The 11878-nt window shown below is 51.5% G+C and carries 12 protein-coding genes; 9 read left to right on the forward strand and 3 right to left on the reverse strand.

Annotated features, from left to right (window positions below):
- The first annotated feature begins 73 nt into the window (after window positions 1–73).
- Together ACEPPP_RS04510 and rimI are read left to right on the forward strand one after the other, a co-directional pair.
- Window positions 74–979 carry a uracil-DNA glycosylase family protein gene (locus tag ACEPPP_RS04510; RefSeq protein WP_374089855.1) on the forward strand — a complete coding sequence of 302 codons (906 nt, stop codon included), beginning with the start codon at window positions 74–76 and terminating at the stop codon, window positions 977–979.
- Window positions 980–981: 2 nt separating this feature from the next.
- Complete coding sequence (rimI, locus tag ACEPPP_RS04515) at window positions 982–1521, forward strand: ribosomal protein S18-alanine N-acetyltransferase (protein ID WP_374089856.1); 540 nt, start codon at window positions 982–984, stop codon at window positions 1519–1521.
- 472 nt (window positions 1522–1993) lie between these two features.
- Here the strand turns inward: rimI and ACEPPP_RS04520 are convergent, their stop codons facing one another.
- Complete coding sequence (locus tag ACEPPP_RS04520; protein ID WP_374089857.1) at window positions 1994–3004, reverse strand: IS110 family transposase; 1011 nt, start codon at window positions 3002–3004, stop codon at window positions 1994–1996.
- A 224-nt stretch (window positions 3005–3228) separates the two neighbouring features.
- Here ACEPPP_RS04520 and ACEPPP_RS04525 point away from each other — a divergent pair, with 224 nt between their 5' ends.
- The 7 genes from ACEPPP_RS04525 to ACEPPP_RS04555 all read left to right on the forward strand — a co-directional run bounded on the left by ACEPPP_RS04525 (window position 3229) and on the right by ACEPPP_RS04555 (window position 8653).
- The gene (locus ACEPPP_RS04525) at window positions 3229–3648 is read left to right on the forward strand and encodes a hypothetical protein (RefSeq protein WP_374089858.1); all 420 of its coding nucleotides are present in this window, start codon (window positions 3229–3231) and stop codon (window positions 3646–3648) included.
- Window positions 3645–3944 (forward strand): type II toxin-antitoxin system RelE/ParE family toxin, encoded by a 300-nt coding sequence (locus ACEPPP_RS04530; RefSeq protein ID WP_374089859.1) that lies wholly within the window; start codon window positions 3645–3647, stop codon window positions 3942–3944. Before ACEPPP_RS04525 ends, ACEPPP_RS04530 begins: the two co-directional genes overlap by 4 nt.
- Window positions 3945–4572: 628 nt before the next feature.
- The gene (locus ACEPPP_RS04535; RefSeq protein WP_374089860.1) at window positions 4573–5052 is read left to right on the forward strand and encodes a hypothetical protein; all 480 of its coding nucleotides are present in this window, start codon (window positions 4573–4575) and stop codon (window positions 5050–5052) included.
- Between the two features lie 285 nt (window positions 5053–5337).
- Window positions 5338–5901 carry a hypothetical protein gene (locus tag ACEPPP_RS04540; RefSeq protein WP_374089861.1) on the forward strand — a complete coding sequence of 188 codons (564 nt, stop codon included), beginning with the start codon at window positions 5338–5340 and terminating at the stop codon, window positions 5899–5901.
- A gap of 265 nt (window positions 5902–6166) precedes the next feature.
- Window positions 6167–6604, forward strand: coding sequence for a hypothetical protein (locus tag ACEPPP_RS04545; RefSeq protein ID WP_374089862.1), 438 nt, complete (start codon window positions 6167–6169; stop codon window positions 6602–6604).
- Between the two features lie 93 nt (window positions 6605–6697).
- A complete protein-coding gene (locus ACEPPP_RS04550) occupies window positions 6698–8152 on the forward strand; it encodes an IS66 family transposase (protein WP_374089863.1) in 1455 nt (484 codons plus the stop codon).
- A 102-nt stretch (window positions 8153–8254) separates the two neighbouring features.
- Complete coding sequence (locus tag ACEPPP_RS04555; RefSeq protein WP_374089864.1) at window positions 8255–8653, forward strand: hypothetical protein; 399 nt, start codon at window positions 8255–8257, stop codon at window positions 8651–8653.
- 117 nt (window positions 8654–8770) lie between these two features.
- On the opposite strand, the gene ACEPPP_RS04560 is transcribed toward ACEPPP_RS04555, so the two are convergent.
- Both ACEPPP_RS04560 and ACEPPP_RS04565 read right to left on the reverse strand, forming a co-directional pair.
- Window positions 8771–10534, reverse strand: a complete 1764-nt coding sequence (locus ACEPPP_RS04560) for a beta-propeller domain-containing protein (protein ID WP_374089865.1) — start codon at window positions 10532–10534, stop codon at window positions 8771–8773.
- Window positions 10535–11153: 619 nt separating this feature from the next.
- A complete protein-coding gene (locus ACEPPP_RS04565; RefSeq protein ID WP_374089866.1) occupies window positions 11154–11855 on the reverse strand; it encodes a hypothetical protein in 702 nt (233 codons plus the stop codon).
- Between the last annotated feature and the right edge of the window lie 23 nt (window positions 11856–11878).

Genomic DNA, 11878 nt, shown 5'->3' on the forward strand with positions numbered 1-11878 from the left:
GCGGCAATCTTCTTTACCGACAAGGCGCGGGGCATTCCGCCCTGCCCTTGCCCTCGATTGACGGTGCCTGACCGTGGATAACGCCACCCGCCTGCTGTATCTCGAAGCGATGGGCATCACCGTATGGCGGCCCAAATCGCCTGGCGCATCCGCTCCCACGGCGGACGGCCCTACGGCGTCAGAGCCGCTCGTACCAATTCACGAAAACAATTCCCCTGACACTCGTTCCCACGCGCTGCGTGGGAATGCAGTGAACACCGCGCCAGCGGTGCGTGGCGATGAATTCAGCCGTGGCGCAGAGGTGCCTCACCTGACATCAAGCAGCCAGGAAACGCCCAGCGATAGCGAAGACGACTCCCCCAACCTATTCAGCCCCGCAATTCGCAGCGAGACCGCCAGCCCATCCGCCGTCGATCAACTCGGCTGGGACGAACTGCAAGCCACCGTCGCCGCCTGCACCCTATGCGACCTCTGCAAGACCCGCACCCAGACCGTCTTCGGCAGCGGCAATAGAAATGCGGAGTGGATGCTGATCGGCGAGGCCCCCGGCCAGCAGGAAGACTTGCAAGGCGCGCCCTTCGTCGGCCCTGCCGGGCAACTGTTGACCGAAATGCTGCGCGCGATAGGACTCGACCGCGATGAAGTCTATATCGCGAATATCCTGAAATGCCGTCCGCCCGGCAATCGCGATCCGCGGCCCGAGGAGGCGGAAAATTGCCGCCCCTACCTGGAACGCCAGATCGCCTTGATCCGGCCGAAAATCATTCTGGCGGTCGGACGCATCGCCGCGCAAACGCTGCTCCGCACCGACGCGCCGGTCTCCAAACTGCGCGGCAAGGTTCATACTTTAAATCAGACGCCGCTTGTTGTAGTCTATCACCCTTCCTATTTGTTACGCTCGATGCTCGAAAAGAAAAAAGCCTGGCTCGATTTACAACTGGCACTCAACACCTATCAAAATAACAAGAATAAAGGTTAACCATGCGCGGACTCCTGGACAAAATCAAAAGCTATGTCGTTTATGACGCCGACAAGGAATTCTATGCCAAGGTGTTTCCGGATTCGGTCTCGCGCATCGACCTGCTCCGCATGCGCACGATGACGCATGCCGACCTGCCCAGCGTGCTCGCGATCGAAACGCAAAATTACGAGTTTCCCTGGGGCGAGGATATTTTCATCGACTGCTTCCGTGCAGACTACGAATGCCATGTCTGCGAAGAACTGGACAAGGTGCTGGGCTACTGCATTCTCTCGTTCGGCCCCGGCGAAGCGCACGTCTTGAACATCAGCGTCGATCCGAACGCGCAAAAACAAGGCATCGGCCGCAAGATGCTCGAATTCCTGATCGAACTGGCTAGAGACAGGGCCGAGACGATTTTTCTGGAAGTCCGGCCGAGCAATACCATTGCGCTCGGACTGTACAAAAAAATCGGTTTCAATGAGATCGGCATCCGCAAGGGTTATTATCCTGCCGCGGAAGGTCGGGAAGATGCGTTGATGTTGGCTATGGAATTGTTTTAGCGAGTAGCTCGAATGTAGCGCAGCGGAATCCTGGAGCTACACAGACGCAAACTGTGCTGTTCATGTGGCTTTCCATCGACATAATCATGACACTCGATTGGAATTAAAAAATTAGGCATCGGCAAAGGCCTATCCCGGATTCCGCTGCGCTACATCCGGGCTTCTTCTCTAAAGCGGCCCTTGTTGTCAAGTCTCCGCGCCTGTATTTATATCAGTTTTTCATTCCTCGGAAATTTCGATCAGTTTATGTTTAAAGACAAAAGGTTTTCAGGCTTCTCTCCGCGGTCAATGCCGCACGATGTAATCGGAGGGTTGGCCTCAATCTACTGTGACGGATTGTATCCAAGCCCGGAACGAGGTCCAACCTTCCGAAAACTTTTATCTTTAAAAATGCCGCTCCTTTCCTAACCCTTCGAATGCACTTAAGGCGTTGAATCTAAGTTATTTTGAACAACACTTTCGGTTTTTCGCATTAAACCCGTTGCCAGTCGAATGTCTCTCCGGTGATCCATAAGCGGTGCAGGATGACCGCCAATTTCCGCGCCACCGCCACCCGCGCCTTGCCGACGCCCTTTTGTGCCTCCAGCCGCTCACCCCAACGTTTCAAGGCACAATCTCGCTGCGTATGGCTCAGGAGATTATGCGCCGCCTCCACCAGCAGCCAGCGAAGTAAACCGTCACCTTCCTTGGTAATCCGCCCTCGGTAATCGATGTCGCCGGATTGATAGACGCTCGGGACTAAGCCGAGATAAGCGCCGACTTGGTCGCTGCGCTGAAAACGTTCAGGATCGTCGATAGTGGCCAGGTAAGCCGCCGCCGTCAACGGCCCGACGCCCGGCACGCTCATCAATCGCCGGCAAACGCTGTCTTGCCGGATCCGCACCTTGATCTCTTTGCGTAACACTTCCGCCGCATCGATCGACTGCCGCCACAGATTCAATAATGGCGTTAAAGCGCCCGCCAAGGCAGGTTCGCGCGCCTCGACCACGGCCTGGACTTTCATCTCGAACTCCCGCTCCGCCACCTTCCCCAACTTGATCCCATGCGCCCGCAACAAGCCTCGGATGCGGGCATTGAGTGCATTCGCCGTCTCGACTAGCCCCGCCCGCGCCGCCAGCCAAGTACGCAACTCCCGTGCCGCTCCTGATTTGCGGTGCACCGCCGTATACCAACCCGTGCGTGCCATATTCGCGAGGTCGCGGGCGTTCACACGATCGGTCTTCTTCTTGGTACAGACCACCGCCTTGGCGCGCCTCGCATCAATAATCACCGCTTCGTGACCTAATCTTTCCAACACCTGCACCGCCCATTCCGCCAAGGGCGACGCCTCCACGACGCACTTCATCGCCTCCTCACCGCCAAGGCAGATGCGGAAACCATCCGCATCGGTCGGTATCTCTTCTTCCCGCACAATGCCGCCAGCTCCATCCATCAGGCAAATAGCGCTTGCTTTGCTTGCTAAATCAATGCCACAGTAGTTCATGTCAGCCTCCGGTTATTTTGGGGCTTCCTTTGCGGATGACCCCGTGTTTGTTTAATCAACTTTCGGAGGCTGACACTTTTTATTCAAACTGTCCACCCGTTTCGGTGCAGGATGACAGCGGGCCGCTTTATTACATCTACTCGCTTTAAATAGGATTAGTGATCAGCGCCAAGCGATTTACGGTCAAAGAATGAGATATACTGTGTCGAACAAATGAGGCGCGCATGAATACAACCGCATTAAATTACATCCCGATCCTTGATAACGAGACGACAACCATCGGCCAATTGTTGTCTCAATCCGCGCGCTCTTCCTTTCTGATCTGCATGCATAGCGCGTTGATTTATTTCGAATCCAGGAAATTTCTCAAAGAACTCAAGCTGGAAATGCAAACATCCCGCGAGCTCATTGACGAAAACCACCAACTCGTTGAAAAGTTAGCCAGCATCCAGGAAAAAATAAAAGGACTCTACCATCAACTGGGAGGCGGGATGGTTTTAAACCGCTTCCTGCTGAAAAGAGCCTTTTATCACTTCGGCCTGATCATCGTCAACATCAATGAGCATGATGTCGATATGGACCAAACGCCCCCCTCGGGTCCGTTCAATTCGGTCGAAGACCTCATGCGCCATCTTCACTCATGACGGTAACGAGCGCCGGCGGCGTCATCTTCAAACAGCTCTCGACAACGTCCCGGTTCGACAAGCAATTCAAAAAACTGCCGCCGGAAATTCAACGCCTTGTGCCCCAAAAGCTGGAAGACTTGCTCACCAATCCCCGGCCGGCGGGTTTGCGGTTTGAAAAACTGAAGGGATACGCCAGGCCGGACATTTACACGATCCACATCACCGGCAATTACAAAATCTCCCTTGAAATCGACGGCAGCCTTGCGATATTACGCTGCATCGGTAACCATAATGAGATCGATAGATTGCCATAACGGTATTGCAAATGATGAGCTTCCTTTGTCAACCCTCCCTATGGCCCTGCCTTGCCGGGAAGCTACCGGCTGATGCGTAATGAGGCCATTCAGCCCGAATCGATCCGGACCGATGGTTTTGCGAGCGAGTAGCCCGGATGTAGCGCAGCGGAATCCGGGAGCTATACAGACGCAAACTGTGCTGTTCATGTGGCTTTCCATCGACATAATCATGACACTCGATTGGAATTAAAAAATTAGGCATCGGCAAAGGCTTATCCCGGATTCCGCTGCGCTGCATCCGGGCTACTCGCTACTCGCTATCTTGAAAAACGTCGATCTATAGTGGCTTTGTAGATGTAGCCTCGATATAGCTTTGCGGAATCGAGGAATTTCGAAGCCGCAAAGCCCTCGATTCCGCAAAGCTGCATCGAGGCTACCTTGCTGACCCAATTATCAAGGAGTTTTGGCGGTGTATTTTTCGTTAGCATAAAAAGGTTGCTATCAAAAATTAAATAGTATAGCATCAAGGCTAGCGCATAATCGGAGTGGCCTTATACACCGGTGAATGTAAATTGATATGCACATGGATAGGTGTCTACTTCACGTTAGATTGCAGCGGAAGTATCAGGACTTCGACAGACAAAAGATGAATATCTACCGGTTGATACACATCACGCCAATGCCGGAAGGCATGCAGCTAAGGCTTCGTCGATACTTTATGGACCGCGAAGTTGATCGAGAACGCCGTCGGTTCGTGAAGAACGGTGGAAATGCAGCAGACATTTGGGACGATGGTAACTGGCAGTTCGAGTACCAGTTCCTCGAAGAGGATGAGGCCAGCTTCCATTCTCGGCAGCTCTTGAGGCGCGCTCGTGAACTTCGGATTCCAATTCCTCCTGTGTTCGCGGGCGATGTTTTGTCCGCTGATTACCAGCGTAGTGGATTGGATGGTCACCGCTATTATTTGTCACTCGCCGGTGAGCAAAAAGTTCGCTCGGCCATCCGCGAAGAGGAGAAATATCGTTCGGAGCGTTGGGCAAGGCGCATTCCATACATCACTGCGCTTAGTGGCCTGATCGGGACAATCACAGGACTTGTGGCTCTTCTAGCAAAATGGGGATCATAGTCACCGTGTGCCAGCAATTTAACAAGTCCGTCAACGGTTCGCCAAAATGCTTTGCATTTTGGTTCCCCCCGCTACGCTCCAGAGACCGTTACTTACAACACTAGAAATGGCAGCTTGAAATTGCCTGTTTTGACTTGGGTGGTAACTCTGCTGGGTTTTGGCTATGAGTCACCTGTTTTGTGGTATTTTGGCTTGTTTAGTATTTTCGCGTTTTGTGCTTTTTAATAAGGAGGTTAAAATGAATTCAGTAATAAAAATATTTGGATTTATAGGTAAACTAATTTTATGTTTTTTCATACTTATCATTGCAAAACAAATTGTTACCGTTTTCTTGCACTAGAGCATCAAAATATTTTGAAAACAAAAATAATAATTTTTTCTATGTCATTACTTATTGCGTTGTTACCGTTCGCTTCAGTTGTCCATGCAACCCCAAGTGGCGGCATGGGTGGTACGCTTTATTACACAATAGACACAATCAAATCCACCATTTTAAGAGGGATGTCGCCAGTAGACGTGAAAAGGTCAATCGTAATTCCAAATTTTAAATTGCATACTTACGATAATGGGGATATAGGATGGGGCGTTATTGATAGCAAGAACAGAGAGGTTTTTAGGGTTATATTGACTGTTTCTAAATCAAAAATAACGGAAGGCGTTTATCTAACTCCATTGATGCCAGGTAGTATGGCAAATGAGCTTTATGCAATGCATGAGCAAATGATGAAGAGTTCTTATAGCAATATTTCAAGTAATTCCTATGATGTTGGTAACGATTGCTCGGCAACAATGGGATTATTTAGGAATAAATTTAATGAAGGTCGCACAGAGATTGTTGTCAAGTGCTGAATTTATAATAAGAAAAACGAAGAACACCACAGGGCTAGTTTTAACTTCCAATATTGGCCTCTCAAGAAACACATTTCAACCAATTGATTTTTAAGGGCTGATTTTTTGTGTTTTTTCTTGACGCCTACCGACAGCGGCGTTTATTTCGCTAACATGGCGCTCAACCGGAGCGCGGAAGCGAAATATGTTCATTTGTCGAAGTCATTCGGGCCTCGCCCGGTTAGCTTTGCGTTATGCAGCGCATTAGCAGAAAGAGAGTCGGAAGATGTCAGACGTATTAGAAAAACTCCTACCAACCACCCTATCAAAAATGATAACGGGAACGACAGGGTCATTAACGCTAAGTGCTCCATTTTTAGCTGAGGGGTTGCAAAAACTAGGGTTGACCATTGAATTCCTAACAAAGCCAGAAGTCCGACTGCTGCTCGCAATACTGGTATTGAGTTTTGGTTTATTCGCATTAGTCGTCCACCTTATTCTGTATACCAAAGACGTATCTAAAAATATCGAAATACTCGCCGATAAAAATCAAACTATTAAAATCGAAAACAGAGACCTTAAAGACGAATTGAAAAATTGTGAATCCAGAAGGCAATTTCTCGAAAATCTTGTATCCGCCAATACACAAAAGGCCATCCGAAAAGAAAAAGATTTCGTCGAGAAACATAATTCTGATATGGCTGATTTTTGGGGCAAAGTGTGAAATCCGTATAACCCAACGCTCAACCAGACCCGCCGACCGAGGTAACCGTTCACGCCCTTGCCAAAGCCCGGCCGCTTGTTAGAAAATTGCGATATGTCAAAACTCGTTATCGATCTCAGTCAACCGGCGCCAGTCCCGCAGAGCCTCGAAGAAGCGCAGCAGCTCATTGCCGCGCTGTGGCAGCTTTTGGTCGAACTGCAAAAACGGCAAGCGGAGCTGGAAGAGCAGCTCAATACGCATTCGGAGAACTCCTCAAAGCCGCCGTCGCAAGACAGCCCCAAGCAACGCGCAGAGCGGCCGTCGAAAAAACCGACCGGGCGTGCGAAAGGCGCGCAGCCGGGGCATGGCAAGCACGAACGCGCTTTGCTGGATGCCTCAGCGGTGGATCGGATCGAACATTATTATCCGCAGAGCCAGTGTGCTTGCGGCGGCGAGGTCGTCATGGACGGCTATCGCCGACATCAAGTTTTCGACTTGCCGGAAGTGCGTTACCAAGTGGTCGAGCACCGCTGCTATAGCGGGTGTTGCAGACAGTGCAAGGCGCGTCATCGCGCGGCCTTGCCGGACGACGTGCCGAGCGGGCAAATGGGCCCCGGCTTGATCGCCTGGATCAGTCTGCTGAACAGCCAATACCACTTGAGTCTGCGTCAAATCGAGAGCCTGTTGGCGGAGCAGTGGCAGCTGGATTTCAGCTTGGGCGCGATCAGCGAAGCCCAAGCGCCGGTGATCGACTGGCTGTTGCCCGTCTACCAACAGATTGGCGACCAGGTGCGTGACGCGGGCTTGGCTCACGCCGATGAAACCAGCCATTTTCGCGGGAAGAGCCGCTACTGGCTGTGGTCATTGAGCACGCCGCAGGCGGCTTATTTTATGACCCATTATTCGCGCGGCAAACAGGCGGCCCGGGAACTGTTGGGCGATTTCGACGGCATTCTGGTCACCGACCGGCACGGCGCTTACAACGATTATGACGCCGACCGGCATCAGTACTGCTGGGCACACATCATCCGCAACCTGGAGAAAATCTCCGGACGTTCGGGACAAGCCGGGGAAGACGGCACTTACCTGTTGCGCCTGGCCCGCCTGGTGGTGCACTGCGGCAAGCGCTGGCAGCACAGCGGTTGCCAATCCTTGCTGTACCGAAGGCGTTTGCAGCGCTTACGCCAACATTTTCAAGCCACCCTGGAACGCACCGCAACGACCCATGGCGATACGCGCACCGGCCACGCCTGTCGCAAGCTTTTGCGCGACAGCCCACGGCTGTGGACGTTTTTGAAATATCAAGGCGTGCCGATGACGAACAACGCTGCGGAGCAAAGTCTGCGACCGTATGTCATTTGGCGGAAAATCAGCTTCTTCACGCAATCACATCGGGGCAATCAGTTTCGGCCGATGATGTTGTCCCTGATTGAGACGTGCAAGCGGCTCAAGGTCAATGTCTATCAGACCCTGCGGACGGTTTGCTGGCAAGGGGTGATGGAGGGGCATGTCTCCTTCCGGTTGCCATTCCCAGCTTTAGCTTGCTTGCCTTCGGCTTCGGGGGCGTGAACGGTTACCCGACCGAGGGTGGTTCTGCTTCTCGGCTTTCTTGCGGAGGCCTGGTTAGCTTTGCGTTAGGTTGTACGGCGAATCGGCAATGGGAGGAATTGCATGTTTGGATTATTCGGCAAGAGCAGCGGCCTAAAGCAGGCCGAATCAAACTTGAAGGCCGAGTTCGGCCTTACCCTCGACAAGACTCCACACAACGAGTCCATAGTTGAGAACTTTGAAAGAATGCGTAAAGAAGGACAACTCAGTCCCGAGGCACAAACCGCCCTCCTTTATCGCCTTGTCATCATGAACTATCTTATTGCTTGCAAGATCATGCGCGATAACGGCAAAAACACTGATCCTTCGGATCTTTTTTGGCTCACACAACTTTCGGATAGCTCCATTGATTGGTCAGAGAAAGCACCTGATTACGTCGTGCTGGAAGCATTAACTAGCCAACTAAATATGAATATTCTGCGATTCTTTGAGTCATTTGGGATTTATCGTGGGGGCGGGTGATAAATGCAAACAGGGCCGTAGGATGCGGTGACGATAGGAACCGCATCAAACGCGAACGATGCGGTTCGTTCCTCACCACATCCTACAAAGCCACTATTCATGACCCAAACCCTGGCTTTAATCGAGCGGTGCAGGCTGCGAAACAATCGCAGGTTGGATCTCAACCGGCACATCATCCTCCGACGCTTGCCATTCTACAAATCCCGTTTGCTCGAAATTTACCAAATCCTGGCTTTGAATTCTGGACTCGGAAAGGGTGTACAGCTGATCGTCAATGGTCAACAAGCGCTGGATATCACTGCGGTAATCCCATTGGCTGGGGTCGTTTTGGGTTTGATGCATGATAGCTGCTTTTTGCACAAAACCGTCTTCCGGCGTGAGCTGATAAACATAAGCGCCTTCAAAGACCGGCACGAAATTCCACCAACTGTGACGCTCGATATTGTCAGGCTTTTGGGTTATCTTCGCCGGAAAGCCCAATAAATGCCGATCCTCATCGAACCACAAGGCTTTGTGATCGCGCAGCAGCGGCGAATAACTCCCCTTATCGCCGATCACCAGACTGTGTTTCAACTGAGGATTGTTGACATCGCTGACATCGAACAAAGCCAGTTTCAAACCTAGGGTGGTGGTAATTCCGAGATCAGTTTCGGTATCCTGGCCAAAACCGATGATGTGATTGGCATCGTAAGGATGCAAATAAGTGCTATAGCCTGGAATTTTCAACTCACCCAGCACTGTCGGCGCATCCGGCGTTGCCAGATCGATCACGAACAAGGGGTCCGTCTGTTGGAACGTGACCAGATAACAACGCTCTCCAATGAAGCGGGCGGCATAAATCCGCTCGCCAAGCGCCAATTTTTCCACCGCGCCGACCCGATTCATGTCGCTATCGAGCACATAAAGATTGCTCCAGCTGTCGCCTTGCCAAGGGGAGCCATCCCAGCCCCTGCTATTGCTGGTTGTAGCGATGCGGAAAAAGCCGTTGCTGTCATCCATCGAAAATTGATTCAACACCGTGCCCGGCACTTCACCCTGCCGAAGGAAACGGGTTTCACCCTCCTGCAAGGCAAACTTGTAGATATGGGTAAACGGTTTGCTGACCTCGATGCCTTTGCTGTTTATCTTCGCCTTATAGTCCGCCGCCGATAAATAGAGGTTGTCATGGGAAGCGTAAATTACATCGCCGCTGCCGTAATACGCTTTGACATCCGCCGGGTTGTCCGGTTGACTCAGGCGAAAGCCGGCGACCACCACATAATCGGAGTCGACAAAACCCGGAAAATAATACAGCTTGCTAACCGGCAGCATTTGTTCCGTGCCGCCATTGACTGCGGTATCCGAAACATGCGGAATCAGATTGTCCAACGCATTTGACGCTTTTTTCCGCTCCAGTCGCAGCTCCGACATCGGCAAATAGAAATCATAGCGCGGGTAGTTTTTACTGATGACATAAACGCTGTCGCCGATTTTACGCGAAGATAAAAGATCGCCTTCCAGCGTCAACTCCCGCTCCAAACGGGGATTTGCCTTATCGCTGATATCATAAATTTTGGCGGCGGCCTGATTGGCGCCCCCTCGGAGCCATATCAACGGCATAGACGTTTGAACACCATTAGCAGGACCTGCTGCCTGCGCCCCATCCCCGCTCTGCCAGGCATTACCCAAGACCACCAAACGATCGCCGTCGACATACAACTCGCTGGGACGAAATTCATCGCCGAAAGCCAGCTCCGCCACTTGCGCCAGCGCCTGTGACGGATAGGCTTTCACCAGCCGCACATGATTTTCGGCGATCTGATAAATGTAGCCGTCGTTGGTCTTGACGATGTCGCCCTCATCGACTCCCGCCACCTGTACGTTGGTTTCGGAATGAGACACCGGCGCGCTCGTCGGGCCCGAGTCAGAACTCACACTGGCTCCAGGCATAGCAATCGGCCCGCCGACATTTATAATGCCGCGGAATGCCTTCGGTTGACGCTGAGACAACATGTGTTTCAGCGCCTTGTATGATTTGACACGCTGCGGCTTGAGTGACTTGGCGGCATCAGCTTCGTTTGTCATTACCATGAGCAACAGCGGTAGAAAACAAAAGAGGCTTAATGTTCGCATAATATGTCTCTGGGCCGTCTAAAAAGTGCCCTTATCATAACATTCCCATGATTTTTCTTGTATGGAATAATACCGTGAAAACTCTGTCGCATTGCACGTGGCGAACAGATTTCGCGCGGCCAGGCTTGCGGTTTTTTAAAATACAAAAAAGCAGGGCATCACGCGGACCGCCGAGGAAAAGCAGCGGGATAGAGGAAGGGACAGTCGCATGGCTTCAGCGGGCGCGTTGCGGATACTGGCGCCGGGGAAGCCAAAGAGGCTCAGACTCGATTGCGATTCTATCGAGTCTGAGCCTTAGGGGGCTTTTGTGATGCTCCTAAAGAGATTATGAATTGCAGCTCAAATCTGCTTAACTTTGTGTCCGGAAATGTGTTGACACTTCATACAGCTAATGATGGCGATGTCCTTCTGCCGCCATCACTTTCTTCACAAAAGGGTCGTTTTCCATATCACCGAAATCGGCTGCGTCAATATGCCGGTAATTGGCGATGGCTTCCAAATCTACCGGCTTTCGAGGAGCCTTTGACAACGGTAAGATTTCCGCTAGCCGCAGTTCCATGCTACCGCGCTTGTCTTTTCTGACGATCTTAGCCGGTAGTTTTTCGTCCGGCAACCATAGCACTTCTATATTCTGATCATCCGTTTTCCCTTTGCGTAACTCCGCGTTACGACCCAAAACGTGGGTTTTTTTTACCAACTTCAACGCGTCAAGCTCCTCGCGACTGAGCATACTGGAGAGTTTGTACCAATCGAAACTCATCTGATTGGTCGGCCTATCTGCCGGCATGTATTCGACGGCAGTTTTATCGGTATGATAAAGCTTGCGGTATTGAATAGTGCCATTATCCGTTCTCTCCCAAATTTCTCCGTAATCGCCGTCGGCATCTTGCGTTTGGATCATGTTGGCTTGCCGCCAGAAAAACCAGGCACGATGATCGGCCAGCGCCTTGTTATTCGCATGGGACATCACTTTCATTTCATAACGGCAAGCGACTTGCTCGCTAGGGTCTGCGCTATCGGCAAAACCCAATGCAGAAGCGCAGAGAAAACCGAGCCCGAGCACGCTTGTTAAAATATCAGATACTTTCATAAATACATTTAAACCTGGTTCAA

The organism is Methylomicrobium lacus (assembly GCF_041897535.1).
Taxonomy (GTDB): Bacteria; Pseudomonadota; Gammaproteobacteria; order Methylococcales; family Methylomonadaceae; genus Methylomicrobium; species Methylomicrobium lacus_A.